Here is a 17832-nt window from a genome sequence, read left to right as displayed (position 1 = left end):
CAAAGAGTGACGGCTCAGAGAGCGACGACGATCTTTCCGGTGTGCGCGTTCGACTCCATCAGGCGGTGGGCGTCCCGGATGCGGTCGAGGCCTTGGAAGACCTCGGCGATCCGCGGGCGCAGGGCGCCGTCGCGCAGGCCCGCGTCGAGGAACGCGTTGGCGCGGCGCATGCCGTCGGCGGGCAGGTCGAAGTTGGCGTAGGTGTGGATGGTCTGCGGCCAGTTCATCGGGAAGGCGATCGTGCCGCCCAGCCAGCCGTAGACGACGATCGTGCCCCGCTTGCGCAACGCCGAGGCGTGGTGCGGGAGTTCGGGTCCGCCGATCGCGTCGAAGAGCAGGTCCGCGCCGTCGCCCCCGGTGACCCGCCGGACCTCCTTCGGCAGGTCGTCGCCGTCGGTGACGACGACGTGCTCGGCGCCGAGGTCGAGGAGCGCCTGGCGCTTGGCCTCGGTGCGGGTGGTGGCGATGGGGACCGCGCCGACGCGCCGGGCCACCTGGATCGCGGCGGTGCCGACGCCGCTGGAGGCGCCGGTGATGAGGACGTGGTCGCCCGGCCGCATCCCGCCCGTCTCGACCATGCCGCCGTACGCCGTCGTGTACGTGAGCCAGGCCGCGGCCCCGGTGACCGCGTCGACGGAGGCGCGGCGCGGGACGACCGCCGTCTCGGGGAGCACGATCCGGTCGCCGTAGACGCCCTGCGCGCCCATCTCGATGCCGGGTCCCGTCATCACGAGGTCGCCGGGCCGGAAGCCGGTGACCTGGTCGCCGACGGCCTCGACGACGCCGGACGCCTCGTAGCCGAGCCGCGATCCGGGCAGCGTCGGGAGGTAGTAGTACTCCCCCGCGCGGAACAGCGCCTCGGCGCGGTTGAGCCCCAACGCCTCGACGCGGATGAGGAGTTCGGCGGGGCCGGGGGCGCGCAGCGGTACGTCTTCGATGCGCAGGACGTCGGGACCGCCGAGCTCGTCGAAGAGAACGGCGCGGGCGGTGGCGGTGGGCGTGGTGTTCGTCATGCGTCGACCGTACGAAGGCCCGGCGAGACGAACCATGCCTGCCGGTCTCGCTTTCATGTCCGTACGTCTCACGCCAGTGGGTCTCACTGCCTCAACTCCCGCGCTACGGTGACCGGATGGACGTACTCAGCGACGCGATCTCCGCGATGCGGCTCGGGCGGCCGCACTCGGCGCTCCGGGACAAGTTCGCCCCGTGGGGCAACCGGTTCGACGCGCACGACGGCGCCGGGTTCCACGTGCTGCTGCGCGGCTCGGCGTGGCTGCTTCCGGAGGGGGACGAGGCGCGGGCCGTGGCGCTCGGCCCCGGCGACGTGGTCTTCCTCGCGCACGGCCGCGGGCACACCCTGGTCAGCGAAGTCGGCGTGGAGCCCGAGGACTTCAGGCTGCGGCCGGACGGCACCTGGCCCGCGCCGCCGCCCCGGCCCTGCGTCGGCCCGACGCCCGACACGGTGATGCTGTGCGGCGCCTACCTCCTGGACCGGGCGCGGGCCCATCCCCTGCTCGACGAGTTGCCGGACGTGGTGCATCTGCCGGCCCGGGTCGGCGCGCACCGTTCACTGCGGGCTGCGGTCGAGCTGCTCGGCGAGGAGCTCGACGAGCCGCGCCCCGGCTCGGACACGATCGTCTCGGCGCTCCTGGACACGCTGCTCCTGTACATCCTGCGGGCCTGGTGGCTGGGCCGGGACGAGCCGGGCGCGCACGCCTCCGGCTGGTCGGCGGCGCTCACCGAACCGCCGCTGGCGGCCGCGCTGCGGGCGATGCACGCGGATCCGGCGCACCCGTGGACGGTGGCGGAACTCGCGGCGCTGGGCGGTCTGTCACGGGCTGCGTTCGCGCGGCGGTTCGCGGCGGCGGTGGGGATGCCGCCGCTCGCGTATCTGACGTGGTGGCGGATGACGACGGCGGGTCGGCAGCTGCGCGAGGAGGACGTGCCGCTGCGCGTGGTGGCCGAACGGGCGGGCTACGCATCGGAGTTCGCGTTCGCCAAGGCGTTCAAGCGGGAGTTCGGGGTGGCGCCCGGTCAGTACCGCCGGGCATCCTGACGGACCGTCACCAGCCCTGCCTCAGATGGTCGAGGAGGCCGTCGAGCGCCTCGGTCAGGGCTGTGGCGTTGGCCTCGTCGAACCAGGTGGTGCGGATACGTTCGTTGCTGCCGTTCGGCGTCTCGTGGTCCGCGGCGAGCCGGCGCAGCGAGCGGGACCCGTCGCCCAGCGAGCGCCCGAGGCCCTGGAAGAGTCCGCGGACGTAGCGGTCCGCGTCGGCGGCCTCGACACCGTGCCGCCCGGCCCACTCGGCCAGCGTCGCCAGATACCAGTAATGGCTGGTCAACGTGCCCGTGAGAGCGGAGAAGACATCGAACTCCGCTTCGTCCGCGACCGGGAGCGCCCCGCCGAGCCGGTCGAAGAGGGCGTCGACGGCGGGGTGGGCGGGGCACGTCACGGTGACGGAGCCGCGCTCGCGCACGGCGGGCAGCGGGATGGCGCGCACGACGGGGGCGTCGGTGCCGAGGACGCGGCGCAGCGCTTCGGCAGGAACTCCGGCGACGACGCTGACGACGATCCGGTCCCCGCCGACCTTGAGTCCGGCGAGCGCCTCGGCGTATCCCCGCGGGCGTACGGCGATGATCACGATGTCGGAGCTGTCGACGACGCCCTGATTGTCGGCGCGGACCCGGACGTTCGGGTGGCGGGCGGCGAGTTCGGCGGACGTGCGGGCGCCGCGCGGCGAGAGGTTGACCGGCGGCGCCTCCTCGGTCCCGTCGCACAGGCCCTCCACCATGGCCCGCCCGATCTCGCCCACGCCGATGATCCCGATGCCGCGCACGCCGCCCCCCCTGTAAGTGGTGATCGTCCCTTCCTGCCCCTCCTCGGCCCGGCCTACCCCTGGCCGGTCAACTTGCCCTGAATCGCCAGGAGTTCGTCGCGCGCCGCGCGCTCCGCCGCGTCCGGGGCGCCCGCCACCACGGCCGCCACGATGGCGGCGTGCGCCGCGTCGCCGTGGTCGCGCTCCGCGTGGCGTACGTCGACGAGGTCGAGGAGGTCGATCAGGGCCTCGCGCAGGGCCGGGGTGAACTCCGCGAAGAGGTCCGTCAGGACGGGGTTGTGCGCGGCGGCGACGACCGCGGCGTGCAGCGCGATGTCGGCGTCCACGAACGCGTCGCCGGGCCCGTCGGCGGCCGCGCGGCGCGCGTCGAGCGCCGCCGTCATCGCCCGGACGTCGTCGTCGGTGCGCCGCTCGGCCGCGAGGCGCGCGGCCTGGGTCTCCAGCAGGGTGCGCACCTCGTACACGTCCACGAGGGCCGCCCTGCGCAGCCGCGTCGGGAAGTCCTCGACCGGTCTGGCCGCCGTCACGAAGACGCCCGCGCCCTGCCGGGGCCGCACCATGCCGGCGCCGGTGAGCGCGCGCAGCGCCTCGCGGACCGTGGAGCGGCCGACGCCGAGGTCCTTGGCGAGGGTCGTCTCGCCGGGCAGCCGGGTGCCGACGGGCCAGACGCCGTCGGCGATCCGGGCGCGCAGCCGCTCCGCGGCCTGTTCGACGAGGGGGCTGGGCCGGAGCGGACCGTCGGACACCACTGTCACCAACTTGTCTGAGGAGTACTTGTCTGAGGAGCTGAGGTGTGGCTAGTCTACGAGCATGTTCCGCGGACTGCTTCTTCTCGGCTGCCGCGGCGGGGCCTGACGCGACCGGCACCCCGCCGCGGGGTGTCGCGCTGCCGGTTCCCCTTCCGAAGACCTTCAGCAGACCTGCTGAGCCCTTCGGCCGTCAGCAGAGGAAGCCGAGAAGCCCATGTACCGCTGGAACCCCCAACAGCCCTCCCCCATGCCGTTCCACCGCTACCGCCCGTACCACGAGCGCGTCGACGTCCCTGTGGAGTCCCGGAGTTGGCCGGACCGCCGGCCCACCGAGGCCCCGCTGTGGGTCCCCGTCGACCTGCGCGACGGCAACCAGGCCCTCGCGGAACCGATGGACACCGACCGCAAGCGCCGCTTCTTCGACCTGCTGGTCGGCATGGGCTTCAAGGAGATCGAGGTCGGCTACCCGTCGGCCAGCCGGACGGACTTCGACTTCGTACGCCATCTGGTCACCTCCGGCGCCGTGCCCGACGACGTGACGCCGGTCGTCTTCACCCCGGCCAGGACGGACCTGATCGCGCGGACCTTCGCGTCGATCGAGGGGCTGCCGCGCGCGGTCGTGCACCTCTACATCGCGACGTCGCCGGTCTGGCGCGACGTCGTCCTCGGCAAGACGCGCGCCGAGATCGCGGCGACCGTGCGGGAGGCCGCCGTGCTCATGGCCCGCCTGGCCGACGCCCGCCCCGACGCGCACATCCGCTTCCAGTTCGCGCCGGAGACGTACAACGTCACCGAGCCCGACTTCGTCCTGGAGCTGTGCAACGGGCTCACCGAGCTGTGGGACGCGAGCCCCGACCGCCCCGTCACCCACAACCTGCCGACGACGGTCGAGATCGCGACCCCGAACGTGTACGCCGACCAGATCGAGTACATGAGCCGCCACCTGGACCGGCGCGACAGCGTGATCGTCTCCGTCCACCCGCACAACGACCGCGGCACCGGAGTCGCCGCCGCCGAACTCGCCGTCCTGGCGGGGGCGCAGCGCGTCGAGGGGTGCCTCTTCGGCAACGGCGAGCGCACCGGCAACGTCGACCTGGTGACCCTCGCCATGAACCTGTACGCGCAGGGCGTCGACCCGAAGATCGACTTCTCGGACCTCGACGCGGTGCGCGCGACGGTCGAGCACTGCAACCGGCTGCCCGTGCACCCCCGCCACCCCTACGCCGGCGACCTCGTCCACACGGCGTTCTCCGGTACGCACCAGGACGCCATCAGCAAGGGCTTCGCCCACCACGCGACCCGCACGGACGACCGCTGGGAGGTGCCCTACCTGCCGATCGACCCGGCCGACGTGGGACGCACCTACGAGGCGGTCATCCGCGTCAACTCCCAGTCGGGCAAGGGCGGAATGGCGTATCTCCTCAAGGAGCACTACGGCGTCGACCTGCCGCGCGAGATGCGCCCCGAGTACGCGCGGCTCGTCCAGGAGGCCACCGACGACAGCGGCAGCGAGGCGACACCGGACGAGCTGTACGCGCTGTTCCGCACCGCCTACCTGGACGCGACCGGTCCCGTCGCCCTCGCCGACGACTGGTCGGTACGCCAGGACGGTGCCGTCCACCACTTCGCCTGCGTCCTCGAAGTGGACGGCGAGTCCCGGGAGCTGGAGGGCAAGGGCAACGGCCCGCTGGCCGCGTTCACCGACGCCCTGCGCACAGCCGGCCTCGACGTCGACATCGAGTCCTTCACCCAGCACGGCCTGACGGCGGGCCCCGACAGCGAGGCCGTCGCCTACGTCCGCTGCCGGGTCGGTGCCGTACGGGAATGGGGCGCGGCCCGGCACACCTCGGTGCTGACCGCCTCCGTGGGGGCGGTCCTTTCCGCGGTGAACCGGGCCGTGCGTCAGGTGAGTTGAGCTAGTTCTCGCAGGTACCGGCGAAGGTCTCGCGGGTCACCACGTCCGTCGCGGCGGACGTGGTGTCCAGCCAGGCGATGCGCTGCCCGGCGCCGAGGGACGGGGCGAGCTGCGTCCCGGAGGAGCAGGAGACACGCTGGTACGCCGCCGTGCCCGCGACGACGTCCGCGGTCGGGGCGGCCTTCACCTTCCAGGGTCCGGTCCAGCTGCCGAGGCCGCCGAAGAAATCGGTCGAGGAGTACGCGAAGTAGGCGTCGGTGACCGTGAACTGGCCGAGGTAGAGCGTCGAGGGCGCCTTCAGCTTCTTCATCTGCGTCAGATCGGCGACGGGCGCCGTCACGACGGAGTCGCTGCGCAGCAGGAACGCCTGAGTGTCGCGGTAGAACACGCGGTCCGAGGTGAGCTGGACGTCCGTGATCTGCCCGAACAGGTAGCCCGTCATGCGCTTCGTCTGCGTCTTGCCGGTGGCGATGTCGTACGTGTGCAGATACGTGCCGTCGCCGCCGGCCCAGGCGATCGTGCCGTTCTTCATGGCGAGACGGGCGGCCTTGGTGCCGGGCTCGGGCGTCACGTCGACCGTCGTACCGTCGGCCTTGCGGAGCATGACGTCCTGCTCGCCGTCGGGCGTGGTGGAGAGGTAGGCGAGGGCGCCGTTCTCGGTGACGGGCTCGGTCTCGTCGGCGTCCGGGCGGTCGACGACCTTCTTGATCGCGCCCTGGCCCTTGTCCCCTGCACCGTAGATGCCGATGCCGTCGGCGCCGATCCGGGTGAAGACGACCCGGTCCCTGTCGAGCGAAGGGTCGATCAAGTAGGCGCCGTCCTGGGCGAGTTCGTGGTCGGAGTCGCCCTCCTGCTTGTCGAACCGGCCGACGGTGATACCGAACGCGGCGCCGCCCCGGTCCCAGGCGACGGCGTCGCCGTGGCCGATGGCGTAGACGTCCCCGCTGATCTGGGCGGCCTGTTCGTCGATGCCGCTGTACACCTCGTAGGCGGGCAGCACGTCGGCGCCGACGGTGGTGCCGTCGTGGCTGCCGCCCTTGGCCTCCCAGCCGTCCTGGATGCCGTGCGCGTCGAAGGCGGCGTCGATCTTCGCCCGGTCCTCGTCGGAGACCTTGAGGGACTTGGCGGCCAGGGTCACCGCGGTGCGCATCTCGGTGAAGCCCGACAGCGGGGTGAGGTAGTTCTGCGCGGCGCGGTAGACGATCCGGTCCGCGAGCCCGGTGTCGATCGACTTGCGCAGGTCCCACAGCGCGCCGCCGACGATGGTGGAGTTGTAGTGGACGCCGCCGTTGTCGATGTCGAGCGGGATCGGCTCGTAGTCCTTCTGCGCGTTGCGGCCGTCGCCCAGGTCGCGCAGCGCGCAGTCCTCCAGCGTCCCCTCGCCGTTGCAGAGGTACTCACCGATGAGCCCGGACTTCGGGTCGTCCATGGCGACGCCCTTGTCAGCGGTCTCCATCGCGTTGCCGAAGTAGTCGGATATCGCCTCGTTGAGGGCGCCGGACTGGTTCAGGTAGACGAGGCCCGCGCTGTGCTCGGTGACGCCGTGGGTCATCTCGTGGCCGACGACGTCGAGGCCGACGGACAGGGGCACGCCGTTCATGTGCCCGTAGACCATCTTCGAGCCGTCCCAGAAGGCGTTGGCGTAGTCCTTGCCGTTGCTCGCGACGTTGACGACGGAGTGGACGCTGCCGCCCTTGCCGTCGATGCCGTCGCGGCCGATCTCGTTCTTGTAGAACTCGTAGACCTTGGCCGCGTTCACGTGCGCGTCGACGGCGCCGGAGGCGGTGTTCGCCCCGTCGAAGCGGTCGGTGGCCGACGTCACCAGCGGTACGTCGTCGGAGACAGGGCCGCCCGCGACGTCGAGGTAGCTCTTGCGCTGCGCGTCGTACGTGCGGATCTGTCCGCCGGTGACCGGATACATGGCGCGGGTCGAGTCGACGAGCGTGTACGAGCCGTCGGCCGCCTTGTCCGCCTCCAGCGGCACCTGGCTGCCGTCGACGCGGACGCCGGTGGCCCGCGCGGGGGCGGCGTCGGCGGCGTCGACGTTGTTGTAGGAGAGCGCGAGGGCGCCGGCGCGGGCGTCGACGTACGCCTCCTGACGGACGGGGCTGCCGTCCCTGCGGGCGCCGGTGACGGTGAAGTGCCAGGCCAGGCGGCCGCCCCGGGCGTCGGGGAGCACGGTCAGGCCGTGCTCGGCGGTCTTCGCGCCCTCGACGCCGCGCAGGCTGCCGTCGAGGACGGCGAGGCGGTGGCGTGCGGTGGCCTCGTCGACCTTCGGGGTGGTGGAGACGGTGAGCTGTGTGTAGAGGGTGCCGGTGGCGGAGGTCACCCGCTCTCCGTCGCCGGACCGCTCGGTCTGCACGGCGTACTCGGCGCCGAACACCGGGACGCCGTCGTGCTGTTGGGCGAAGCGGACGGTGGTCTGGCCGCCGTCCTTCGTCGTACGGACGGTCCTCAGCTCGGACGCGGGCACCTGGTAGGTGTCCTCGTGGTCCGCGAGGTGGGCCCGGGCAGCCTGAGCGGGGGTGCCGCTCCTGGCTTCCTTGTCGAGCCCCTGGGTCATGAGGGGTGCCACCGGTACCGGGTCGCTCGCGGCGGTCGCCGCGTCGTCGGCCCACGCGGGCGCGGGCCCGGCCAGGAGCGCTGAGCCGGTGGCCGCGGCCACCACCCCAGCCGCCACGACCCGGCGTATCGGTCTCTTTGCCACAGATTTCTCCCCATCACACGCACAGACGCGGGGCTCGACAGCCCCACGTGATCGGTGAGTCGATGGTTCGGCACGGCGCGTGCCCCCTACAAGGGACGCCGGGTGGCGCGAAGTGGCCGCGGCGTAAATCCGCCTCGCGTAGGCGGCCGGTCACTCCATCCAGCCGGCGCGCACCGCATGGGCGCCGAGCTGGAACCGGGTCGCGGCCTTCGCCCGCGCCATCAGGGCGTGCAGCCGCCGCTGGACGGTGCGGTGCCCCATGCCCAGTTGGCGGGCGATGGCGGCGTCGGTCAGGCCGACGTGCAGCAGCGCCAGGATCTGCCGGTCGAGCCCGTCGACGCCGGCCCCGGGCGCCGCTTCGACACCGCCCGCGCGCAGCGGCCTCGCCTGCGCGAAGCACTGCTCGAACAGGGCCTGGAGCGCGGTGAGCAGCCCGCTGCGGTGGACGACGAGGGCGACCGGTTCCGTCTCGTCGCGCTCGGGGTCGAGCGGCAGCAGTGCCGTACGGCGGTCCACGATGATCAGCTTGATCGGCAGCCGGTCCGTGACGGTGACGCTCTGCCCCTCCGCGACGAGCTGCGCGAGCGAGGCCGCGGTCTCCGGCCGGTCGAACCAGCCGCGCTCCATCACCGAGCGCAGCTCCACACCCCGCGCGATCGAGTCGCGCTCGACCTCCTCGATGCTGTCCTCCACGGACAGCGCCACCGGGGCGTCGCGGGCGGGGATCAGGGAGCACACCTCGTGCTGCGCCTCGCGGCCCATGGTGAGCAGCCTGCGACGGATGGCGGCGGCCCCGGACAGCACCTCGACGGGGGCGCCGGAGGCGCGGACCTGGGCGGAGCGGTGCCGTTCGGAGAGCTCGGTGACGAAGTGCTCGACCTGGTGCAGGGCGCCGCGGCGGGCTTCGAGGAGCGGGCCGAGGGCGAGCACCGGGGAGGCCGCGCGGTAGCGCGGGGCGGCCCCGTCCACGCCGAGTCGGGCGCTGGCCAGGCCCCGCTCGACGAGGACGTCGAGGGCGCGCGTGACCTCGTACAGGCGCAACGGGCCGGTCAGCGCGGCCGGTTCGCTGTCGGGCCGGTCGACGAGCAGCCGGTAGACGGCGTCCTCCTCGGGCGCGAGCCCCAGCAGGGTGAGCAGCGAGACGTCCGCCGCCCCTGATCGCGGGGACGGCGGACGCGCCATGTCGTTCAGGGTCAGGCCTTGTTCAGGTTGGCCCAGAACTCGTCGAAGGACAGCAGCTTGTCGCCGTCGGTGTCCTGGCGGGCAATGAGGACCTCGGCCACCGACTCCGTGACGTTGAAGTCGCCCATCTGCGCCATGGCGCTCTTGTACTCGCCCGCCGTGATGAAGCCGTCGCCGTCCGCGTCGAACCGCTCGAACGCCTTGCGTGCTTCCTCGATGTCCGCCACCGGGACCACCCCTCGTTTACGTACTGCTGTGATTACGGGGGTCAGATTATCCGGAGAGCCTCGCGCGCAGTGCAGCGAGTACCCAGGCGAACTCCGCCTCGTGCCGCGGCAGGGTCGCAAGGCCCCGGACCCGGGACACCAGGTCGCGGAAGCGGGCCACGTCCTCGTTGGCGGCGGCCTCCATGCGTGCCAGGACCTCGGCGCGGTCGGCGTCGCCGAGCAGGCCGCGCAGTACCTCGTCCGCCTCGTCGGAGGCGGGGTCGACGCCGCGCTCCCTGGCCTCGGACGCGAGGTGCACCAGGCGGCTCATGAACCACAGGGAGCTGCCGGGTGTCACGTCGGGACCGCGGTCGGCGGCGTTGAACTCGATCATGCGGCGCATGTGCGCGCGGAAGTCCGGGTCCCGCATCAGCTCGGCCAGCTCCACCCAGGCGTCGACCTGCTCGGAGGTCGGGTCGTCCGGCAGGTCGGGGACCATCACCCGCATCCGGTTGCGGATGTCTGGGTCGGCGGCGTCCAGGCCGCCGAAGGTCTGCTCCATGAAGTCGTCGATGATGTGCCTGCGTTCGGCGGCGCTCAGCCGGGCCAGTTTGTTCATCAGAGCCATCTCCTCGGTGCTCGAACCACGCTTCGCGACGGTCGACAGGACAGCCCGGTTCAGCCGCAGCGAGCGGATCTGCGCGTCGAGCGCCGCCACGTGCGCGGCGGCGACGGCGGCGACGTCCGCGTCCCCGGCCACCACTTTCCGTACGTCGTCCAGGCCCAGGCCCAGCTCCCGCAGGGTGCGGATCAATTCCAGGCGGGCCACGGCCCCGGCGTCGTACAGTCGGTAGCCGCCGTCGCTGCGGGTCACGGGGTGCAGGACGCCCTCGTCGGACCAGAAGCGGATGGTGCGCACCGTGAGACCGGTGCGGCGCGCCAGCTGTCCGATCGTGAGCAGCTGCGGGCTGTCGTCGATCATGTCGGGGAGTCTGGGCCTTCCAGTGGGTGGAGACTCAAGCCGTTCGAGCAAGGCGAGCAAGGGGTACGGGGATGACTCTGCGGGACATTCTGGACGCGGCGGCGAAGGGTGTCTTCCCGGCGCCGGACGGCACGACGACGGTGGTCCCGCAGATGCGCGAGCGGGACGCGGGGGTGCTCGCGTTCACGGCGCACACCGTGGTGTTCACGGACGAGCCCGAGGAGTGGGTGCGCGAGACGCTGGCCGCGACGGACTGCGACGCGTTCGCGGCGTCGATGAACGCCCGCTTCCTGGCCGCGTTCATGGACCGTACGGGCCGGTCCCACGACACGATCGACCTGCTGACGGTGGCGTCGGCGCTGCCCGGTGAGCCGCCGCTCGCACTGCGCGAGATCCGCGACCGCGAACACCCCCGGGTGACCCGCGCGCTGATCCACCGCGACGACGTGCGGGTGTGGGAGGCGGCGGGCGACACCGGGGGCGTGCTGGTGCTCGGGCGCGGGATCGGCGGGCGCTGGGAGGCGGCGATCGAGGTCGACGAGGACGTACGCCACCGGGGGCTCGGGCGGCAACTGGCCGTCGCCGCCCGGCACTTGGTCCCGGAGGAGTACGTCTGGTCGCAGCAGTCGCCGGGGAACGCGCGCAGTGTGCGGGTGTTCCAGGCGGCGGGGTACCGGCCGGTGGGGTCGGAGGCCCTGATGCTGCGCTGTTAGTGCCTGCTTAGCGGAAGATGCCCGTGTGGCCGAGGGAGTAGCGGCCGGGCTGCGGGTAGACGGCGAGACCGTGCGGCCCCGAGCCCACCGGGATCCGGGCGATCTGGACGCCCGTACGCGTGTCGATGGCGTACACCTCGGCGTCGTAACGCCCGGACAGCCACAGCGTGTTGCCGTCCGCCGAGACGCCGCCCATGTCGGGGCTGCCGCCCTGCGGGAGCTTCCACTTCTTGGTCAGCTTGTTCTTCGGGAAGTCGAAGACGGAGATCGTGCCCTCGCCCCGGTTGGAGACGTACATCTCCTTGGAGTCGCGGCTGACGTACAGGCCGTGCGTGCCCTTGCCGGTGGGCAGCAGCGTCGGCTTGGAGAAGGTGTCGCCGTCCAGGACCCACATGCCGTCGGCCATCATGTCGGCGACGTAGAACTTCTTGCCGTCGGGCGAGACCTTCACGTCCTGCGGCATCGCACCGTCGAAGGGCAGCTTCTGCTGTCCGATGACCTTCATCTTCTCCGTGTCGACCTTGAGCAGTTCGCCGCTGAACTCGCAGCTGACGATGAAGTAGCGACCGTCGAGGGAGAAGTCGGCGTGGTTGACGCCGTAGCAGCTGACCGGTTCGGTGTGCTGGATCTTCATCGTGTGCGGGTCGCGGAAGACCAGTTCGCGGTCGAGCGAGGCCATCACGACGGCGTGCTTGCCGTCGGGCGTGAAGTAGAGGTTGTACGGGTCGTGCACGTCGACCGGCTTGCCCGCCTTCCCGGTCTTCGGGTCGATGGGGGTGAGCGTGTGGCCGCGGTTGTTGTTGACCCACAGCGTCTTCATGTCCCAGGAGGGGACGACGTGTTGCGGCTGGCGGCCGACCTTGATGGTCTCGACGATCTCGAACGTCTTGGGGTCGATGACGGAGACCGTGTCGGACTCGGTGTTGGGGACGTAGACGCGCGACGGGAAGTCCTTGACGACCGGGGAGAGCTTGTTGGGGCGGTCGGCCGCGTACACGTCCTTCGGGTTGAGGACGGGCGGCATCCCGGGCAGCCCGTTCACGGTCTGCTCCGGCACGGCCGGCTTGACGGGCTTGATGGCGCGCTGGGTGGCGCGGTCGGCGGCGTTCTCGGTGCCGCAGCCGGCGAGCGCGGCGAGAACGGCGGTGGCCGCGGCGGCGATGACAAGCTTCTTCATGGTCACGTGAGCAGCTCCGTGCAGGTCACCGCGGCCAGGCCGCGGCGGTCGAGGTGGTCCAGGAGGGCGGGCAGCGCGGCGACGGTGTCCTGGTAGCCGAAGTGCAGGCTGACGACGGAGCCGGGGCGCACGGCCGAGGCGACGTTGTCGACGACGGCGTTCGCGCCCGGCGAGGTGAAGTCCAGCGAGTCCACGTCGTACGAGAGGACGTGCGGGTAGCCGGCGCGCTGGGCGAGGCGGGCGACGAGCGGGGTCGCGGTCTGTGCGCGCGAGGGCCGGAACCAGGTGCCGATGGAGCCGGTGAGCCGGCGGATGCGCTGGGCGCAGCCGGTGATCTCGGCGGCCGCTTCGGCCTCGGACATGGCGTTGATGTCGCGGTGGTGGAGGGTGTGGTTGCCGAGGTCGTGGCCGCCGTCGAGGATGCGCCGGGCGACGGCCGGGTGCTCGTCGAGCCAGGTGCCGACGGCGAGCACGGTGACGTGGGCGCGGGCGCGTTCGGCCTCTTTCAGGAGGGCGTACGCGATGGCGGGGTCGCCCTGGCCGTGGAAGGTGAGGGCGACACGGTCGGCGGTGCGCGGACCGTGGTCGATCTGGGCGGGCTGTCCGGGGAAGCGGTGCGGTCCGGGGGCGGCACGCGCGGGGCGGGCGGAGGGGGCCGGGGAGGCGGTGCGGGTGGACGTCGGGGGCCGCTCGGCGGAGGCCGGAGCGCAGCCGGTGGCGAGGGCGGCGGTGAGCCCGGCGCCGACGCGCAGGGCCGAGCGGCGTCGCAGCGGTTCTGCCTTGGTCACCCGCCCCATTTAAGGGGGATGTCCGACAAAAGCCGCCTACCGACCCGAGGGCCTTAACGATTACTGAATGCCCGCTGTACTTATCCTTCATTTGCGAGGTGAGTGGGTCACATCACCATGGATTCCGAAGGATTCATTTGGTCCTTGTCGGCACCTTCTGCCATGATCGGTGCCACGACCCCCATTGACCCGGGCCAGGTCGTCATCAGACGCCGTGGGCTACACCCCCACTGTCCACGGCGCATCACACGAAAGCCTCCGCGGCGCCGCACGACGGCGAAAACGGAGGCTTTCGTGCGTTCCCGGAGCCTCTTGCGGCGATCAGCGGTCGGCGACGCGCATCTCGAACCAGGTCGTCTTGCCGCGCGGCAGCAGGTCGACGCCCCAGCGGTCGGAGAGCTTGTCGACGAGGAAGAGGCCGCGGCCCGATATGTCGTACGCCTGCACCGGCATCAGGCAGGGCAGCCCGCGCGACGGATCGCGCACCTCGACCCGGATCCAGCCGCGGCGGCGCAGCATGCGCAGGCCGAAGGCGCGGGCGCCGGTGTGCCGCACGGCGTTGCCGACGAGTTCGGAGACGAGCAGGACGGCGTCCTCGGTCATCTTCGGGGACAGGCCCCAGTGGCGCAGGACGACGACCTGGGCGAGCCTGCGCGCGGTCGCCGCCGACTCGGGGCGCGACGGGAGCGACACCTCCGCCTCGGTGGGATTTCCGAACAACTCCAGTGCCCTCAGGGCGTGTTCGTCCTCGACCGCGGGCGACCAGCGCGCGGCGGTCGCACCGCCGTGCCGCCGTGGTTGTTCGACACCCTCAAGCCCCGCCATGCCCTCCATGATGGCTGCCCGGAGGGGATCGCGGGGCCGTTCCGGCTGAATAGGCCCCCCGGAACGCCTCATTCCGGGGGGCCGGTTTGGCATATGCCAATGGCACTTAAGGTGCCTCTGCACCCCATCTGACCTGTGATGACTTACCGTGCGTGACCCGACGTCGATCGTCACGGACAAGGATCTCTTAAGGTTCTCTTAAGGCGGGGATAATGCGCCCCAACGGAGGACGAGATCAACTCGGCGTGCCCGTACGGGAGTTGACGCCTCCCCCTGAGGGTACGTCAGGCGAACTTCGCCTTGCCCGGACCTTCCTCCACGAAGCTGCGCATTCCGGTCTCCCGGTCCTCGGTCGCGAACAGACCGGCGAACCAGGTGCGTTCGAGGGCGAGCCCCGTCTCCAGGTCGGTCTCCAGGCCCGCGTCGATCGCCTCCTTCGCGGCGCGCAGCGCGATGGCGGGCCCCTGGGCGAGCCGGGCCGCGTACGCGTGCGCGGCGTCGAAGACCTCGTCCGCCGGGACGACGCGGTCCACCAGGCCGATGGCCAGAGCCTCGTCGGCCTTCACATGGCGGCCCGTGAAGATCAGGTCCTTGGCCTTGGACGGACCGACGAGCCGGGACAGCCGCTGGGTGCCGCCGGCGCCCGGGATGAGGCCGAGCAGGATCTCCGGCTGGCCGAGCTTGGCGTTCTCCCCCGCGATCCGGTAGTCGGCGCAGAGCGCCAGTTCGCAGCCGCCGCCGAGCGCGTAGCCGGTGATCGCGGCGATGACGGGCTTGGGGATACGGGCCACCGCGGTGAACGAGTCCTGGAGCGCGCGGGACCGTACGACCATGGCCGCGTGGTCCATGGCCTGCATCTCCTTGATGTCCGCGCCGGCGGCGAACACCTTCTCGCTGCCGCGGACGACCACGGCCCGGATGTCGTCCCGGGCCGTGGCCTCTTCGGCGAGTTCCTTGATGCGGTCCTGGGTGGCGACGTCCAGGGCGTTCATCGGGGGTCGGTCGAGCCGGATGGTCCCGACGCCGTCGGCGATTTCGAGGTGAACGGTCATGCCCGGCAGGTTAGCGCCCGTTCACCTCGGCCCATCAAGCCCCTGCGGCGATTGAGCAGCGGGGTCCGGGGCGGAGCCTCCCGACCCGCACCGCGACGGGGCTACTTCTTCCAGTCCGCCCAGGACATGTTCCACCCGTTGTACCCGTTGTCAGGGGCGACCGTCTGGTCATGGGAGTTCTTGACGACGACCACGTCACCGATCATCGAGTGGTCGAAGAACCACGCCGCGGAGACCTTGCTGTCGTACCCGCCCCGCACATCGCGCAGCCCCACGCACCCATGGCTGGCGTTGTAGTTGCCGAAGGCGTCGCCGCCCCAGTAGTTGCCGTGGATGAACGTGCCGGAGTTCGTCAGGCGCATGGCGTGCGGGACGTCCTTGATGTCGTACTCGCCGCCGTAGCCGACCGTCTCGCCGTTCATCCGGGTCACCTTGAGGCGCTCGCTGATGACCATCTGCCCGTTCCACGTGTCGTAGCCGGGCTTGCCCGTGGTCACCGGGATCGTCTTGATGACCTTGCCGTCGCGCTTGACGGTCATCTTCTTCGTCTTCACGTCGACCGTGGAGACCTGGCTGCGCCCGACCGTGAACTTCACGGTGCGGACCTGCTTGCCGTAGACGCCGGGCCGGCCCTCGACGCCGTCGAGGTTCAGCTTGACGGTGACCTTGGTGCCCGCGGCCCAGTACTCCTCGGGCCGGAAGTCGATCCGGTCGTTGCCGAACCAGTGGCCCTCGACGGGGACGGACGGCTCGGTCGTGACCGTGATGGCCTTCTCGACGTCGTCGGGGTGCGTGATGCCGCGTGTGAAGCGGACCGAGAACGGCATGCCGACGCCGACCTTCGAGCCGTCCTCCGGGGTGAACGTGCCGATGAAGGTGTTCTTCGGGGTGAGCGTGGTGAACGTGGTGTCCTTGGCCGACTCGCGACCGTCCTTGTCCTTCGCCACCGCGTGGATCTTGTACTTGGTGGACGCGGCCAGGTGCTGCGCCGGGGTCCAGCTCGCCCCGTCCGCGGCGATCTTCCCGTCGACCGCCCGGCCCTTGGTGTCGGCCACCTCGACCTCGGTCAACCTGCCCTTGTCGGCGGTGACTTTGAGTGCGCCGCTGGTGGCGACGTCGTCCGCGCCGTCCTTCGGCGCGACGGTGACGACGGCCACCGACGGCTTGTTCGCCTCGGCCGCCTTCTCCGCCTTGCCCTTGCCGTCGCCACCCGCGTCCGAACCGCCCCCGCCCCCACCGCACGCGGTGACCAGCAGCAGTGCCGCCCCCAGCAGAGCCGCCGATATCGGTCGTCGCCCGTTCAAGATGTTCTTCTCCCCTCGCCAGGCCCCGGTCCAGGGCCCGCACCCCTGCGCGTCCGCCCGCGCACTGCGAAAGATAACCACACGACCTGGGAAAACGGATCCCCGCTTATGTCACCGTTCCGTCCCAACGCCCTGGCCACACCCCCCTTTCCGCATTCGGGGGCGAGCGGTCATCCGGCCGCCGCGCCCGCGGTCCACTCCTTCCATCCCATGTTCCAGCCGCCGAGCCCGTTGTCAGGAGCCACTTTCTTGTCAGCGCTGTTCTTCACCTCGACGACGTCGCCGATGATCGTGCGGTCGAAGAACCAGCCGGCCGGCGTGAGCGAACTGCCGCCCTTCACATCGCGCAGACCGACGCAACCGTGGCTGACGTTGCTGCTCCCGAAGACGCCGCCCGACCAGTAGTTCCCGTGCAGGAACGTGCCGGAGTCGGTGAGCCGGATCGCGTGCGGCACGTCCGGGATGTCGTACTCGCCGCCGAAGCCGACGGTGCGGCTGTTCATCCGGGTGACCTCGAGCAGCTCGCTGACGACCATCTTCCCGTTGTACGTGGTCGAGCGCGGCGCCCCCGCCGTGATGGGGAGGGTGTCGACGAGCTCGCCGTCCCTGCGCACCTCCATGGTGTGCGCCGCGGCGTCGACCAGACTGACCTGGCTGCGGCCCACGGTGAACGTGAACGACTTGTACTGCAAGCCGTAGACGCCGGGCGCCGCCTCGACGTCGCGCAGCTTCAGGTCGACGGTGACCTTGGTGCCGGGCTTCCAGTACTTCTCGGGCCGGAAGTCGAGCCGGGTGTTGCCGAACCAGTGCGGGGCGATCTCGACGGCGGGCTTCGAGGTGACGCGTACGGCCTTCTCGACCGCCGCGCGGTTCTCGATCTCCCGGTTGAACTCCAGCTTCACGATCATGCCGGTGCCGACCGTGGAGCGGTTCTCCGGTGTCACGTAGCCGATGAAGCGCTCGTCGGGGACGAACGTGGTGAAGGTGGTGTGGCGGGCCATCCGGCGTCCGGCGTCGTCCACGGCGACCGCGTCGACGACGTACTTCGCGGCGAGGGAGAGCCGGCCCCCGTCGGGCCCGGTGGGCCGCCAGCGGCTGCCGTCATCGTCGAGGCGGCCGGGTACCTTCTCCTCCTGCGCGTCCTGGACGCGGACGACCTTCACGGACTCCAACCGGCCCTCGGGGACCTCGACTTGGAGCTTCCGGTCCGCCTTCACGTCCTTGCTCGCGTCGTCCGGGGTGACGCGGATCAGGTCCTCCGGCGAGCGCGGCTTGCCGAACACCTCGCCCGAGTCGCATCCGGCGAGACCGCCGACCAGTCCTGCCCATGTCAGTACGGCGGCCAGTGTCGCCCCTGCGCGCCTCGCGCGCCTCACAGCTGTTCTCACGCCAGGC

16 protein-coding genes are annotated in these 17832 nt (G+C 71.3%); 3 read left to right on the top strand and 13 right to left on the bottom strand.

The window, feature by feature from the left end:
• Window positions 1-14 precede the first annotated feature (14 nt).
• Window positions 15-1013, bottom strand: coding sequence for a zinc-dependent alcohol dehydrogenase family protein (locus AB0L37_RS27835; RefSeq protein WP_365511016.1), 999 nt, complete (start codon window positions 1011-1013; stop codon window positions 15-17).
• Window positions 1014-1129: 116 nt separating this feature from the next.
• Between AB0L37_RS27835 and AB0L37_RS27830 the strand changes: the two genes are divergently transcribed.
• Window positions 1130-2056, top strand: coding sequence for an AraC family transcriptional regulator (locus tag AB0L37_RS27830; protein WP_365511013.1), 927 nt, complete (start codon window positions 1130-1132; stop codon window positions 2054-2056).
• Window positions 2057-2063: 7 nt separating this feature from the next.
• Here the strand turns inward: AB0L37_RS27830 and AB0L37_RS27825 are convergent, their stop codons facing one another.
• The gene (locus tag AB0L37_RS27825; RefSeq protein ID WP_365511010.1) at window positions 2064-2837 is read right to left on the bottom strand and encodes an NAD(P)-binding domain-containing protein; all 774 of its coding nucleotides are present in this window, start codon (window positions 2835-2837) and stop codon (window positions 2064-2066) included.
• A gap of 53 nt (window positions 2838-2890) precedes the next feature.
• Window positions 2891-3586: an FCD domain-containing protein gene (locus tag AB0L37_RS27820; RefSeq protein ID WP_365511008.1), complete on the bottom strand. Its 696-nt coding sequence runs from the start codon at window positions 3584-3586 to the stop codon at window positions 2891-2893.
• Window positions 3587-3800: 214 nt separating this feature from the next.
• Between AB0L37_RS27820 and leuA the strand changes: the two genes are divergently transcribed.
• Complete coding sequence (gene leuA, locus AB0L37_RS27815; protein ID WP_365511005.1) at window positions 3801-5501, top strand: 2-isopropylmalate synthase; 1701 nt, start codon at window positions 3801-3803, stop codon at window positions 5499-5501.
• Between the two features lies 1 nt (window position 5502).
• Here the strand turns inward: leuA and AB0L37_RS27810 are convergent, their stop codons facing one another.
• From AB0L37_RS27810 to AB0L37_RS27795, 4 genes are all read right to left on the bottom strand, one after another.
• A complete protein-coding gene (locus tag AB0L37_RS27810) occupies window positions 5503-8208 on the bottom strand; it encodes a M4 family metallopeptidase (RefSeq protein WP_365511003.1) in 2706 nt (901 codons plus the stop codon).
• Between the two features lie 150 nt (window positions 8209-8358).
• The gene (locus tag AB0L37_RS27805) at window positions 8359-9390 is read right to left on the bottom strand and encodes a hypothetical protein (protein ID WP_365511001.1); all 1032 of its coding nucleotides are present in this window, start codon (window positions 9388-9390) and stop codon (window positions 8359-8361) included.
• 11 nt (window positions 9391-9401) lie between these two features.
• Window positions 9402-9617, bottom strand: coding sequence for an EF-hand domain-containing protein (locus AB0L37_RS27800; RefSeq protein WP_365510998.1), 216 nt, complete (start codon window positions 9615-9617; stop codon window positions 9402-9404).
• Between the two features lie 46 nt (window positions 9618-9663).
• Window positions 9664-10578, bottom strand: coding sequence for a MerR family transcriptional regulator (locus AB0L37_RS27795; protein WP_365510995.1), 915 nt, complete (start codon window positions 10576-10578; stop codon window positions 9664-9666).
• Between the two features lie 71 nt (window positions 10579-10649).
• Between AB0L37_RS27795 and AB0L37_RS27790 the strand changes: the two genes are divergently transcribed.
• Complete coding sequence (locus tag AB0L37_RS27790) at window positions 10650-11291, top strand: GNAT family N-acetyltransferase (protein ID WP_365510992.1); 642 nt, start codon at window positions 10650-10652, stop codon at window positions 11289-11291.
• Window positions 11292-11298: 7 nt separating this feature from the next.
• Here the strand turns inward: AB0L37_RS27790 and AB0L37_RS27785 are convergent, their stop codons facing one another.
• From AB0L37_RS27785 to AB0L37_RS27760, 6 genes are all read right to left on the bottom strand, one after another.
• Window positions 11299-12468, bottom strand: a complete 1170-nt coding sequence (locus tag AB0L37_RS27785; RefSeq protein WP_365511264.1) for a YncE family protein — start codon at window positions 12466-12468, stop codon at window positions 11299-11301.
• Between the two features lie 2 nt (window positions 12469-12470).
• Complete coding sequence (locus AB0L37_RS27780) at window positions 12471-13265, bottom strand: polysaccharide deacetylase family protein (protein WP_365510989.1); 795 nt, start codon at window positions 13263-13265, stop codon at window positions 12471-12473.
• A gap of 312 nt (window positions 13266-13577) precedes the next feature.
• Window positions 13578-14081, bottom strand: a complete 504-nt coding sequence (locus AB0L37_RS27775; protein WP_365510987.1) for an ATP-binding protein — start codon at window positions 14079-14081, stop codon at window positions 13578-13580.
• Between the two features lie 284 nt (window positions 14082-14365).
• Window positions 14366-15133, bottom strand: a complete 768-nt coding sequence (locus AB0L37_RS27770) for an enoyl-CoA hydratase-related protein (RefSeq protein ID WP_365510985.1) — start codon at window positions 15131-15133, stop codon at window positions 14366-14368.
• Between the two features lie 101 nt (window positions 15134-15234).
• Window positions 15235-16437 (bottom strand): Ig-like domain-containing protein, encoded by a 1203-nt coding sequence (locus AB0L37_RS27765; protein WP_365510983.1) that lies wholly within the window; start codon window positions 16435-16437, stop codon window positions 15235-15237.
• Window positions 16438-16607: 170 nt separating this feature from the next.
• The gene (locus tag AB0L37_RS27760) at window positions 16608-17825 is read right to left on the bottom strand and encodes an Ig-like domain-containing protein (RefSeq protein ID WP_365510981.1); all 1218 of its coding nucleotides are present in this window, start codon (window positions 17823-17825) and stop codon (window positions 16608-16610) included.
• Window positions 17826-17832: the final 7 nt, after the last annotated feature.

Origin of the sequence: Streptomyces sp. NPDC052225 (genome assembly GCF_040679615.1) — a bacterium.
Taxonomy (GTDB): domain Bacteria; phylum Actinomycetota; class Actinomycetes; order Streptomycetales; family Streptomycetaceae; genus Streptomyces.
The sequence above is the reverse complement of the archived record's forward strand: the minus strand, read 5'-3'. Positions and strand labels throughout refer to the sequence as shown.

Coding starts and splice junctions, on each gene's coding strand:
- leuA (WP_365511005.1), top strand. CDS start 3,801: ATGTACCGCTGGAACCCCCAACAGCCCTCCCCCATGCCGTTCCACCGC.
- AB0L37_RS27790 (WP_365510992.1), top strand. CDS start 10,650: ATGACTCTGCGGGACATTCTGGACGCGGCGGCGAAGGGTGTCTTCCCG.
- AB0L37_RS27795 (WP_365510995.1), bottom strand. CDS start 10,578: ATGATCGACGACAGCCCGCAGCTGCTCACGATCGGACAGCTGGCGCGC.
- AB0L37_RS27830 (WP_365511013.1), top strand. CDS start 1,130: ATGGACGTACTCAGCGACGCGATCTCCGCGATGCGGCTCGGGCGGCCG.
- AB0L37_RS27770 (WP_365510985.1), bottom strand. CDS start 15,133: ATGACCGTTCACCTCGAAATCGCCGACGGCGTCGGGACCATCCGGCTC.
- AB0L37_RS27785 (WP_365511264.1), bottom strand. CDS start 12,468: ATGAAGAAGCTTGTCATCGCCGCCGCGGCCACCGCCGTTCTCGCCGCG.
- AB0L37_RS27775 (WP_365510987.1), bottom strand. CDS start 14,081: ATGGCGGGGCTTGAGGGTGTCGAACAACCACGGCGGCACGGCGGTGCG.
- AB0L37_RS27805 (WP_365511001.1), bottom strand. CDS start 9,390: ATGGCGCGTCCGCCGTCCCCGCGATCAGGGGCGGCGGACGTCTCGCTG.
- AB0L37_RS27835 (WP_365511016.1), bottom strand. CDS start 1,013: ATGACGAACACCACGCCCACCGCCACCGCCCGCGCCGTTCTCTTCGAC.
- AB0L37_RS27780 (WP_365510989.1), bottom strand. CDS start 13,265: ATGGGGCGGGTGACCAAGGCAGAACCGCTGCGACGCCGCTCGGCCCTG.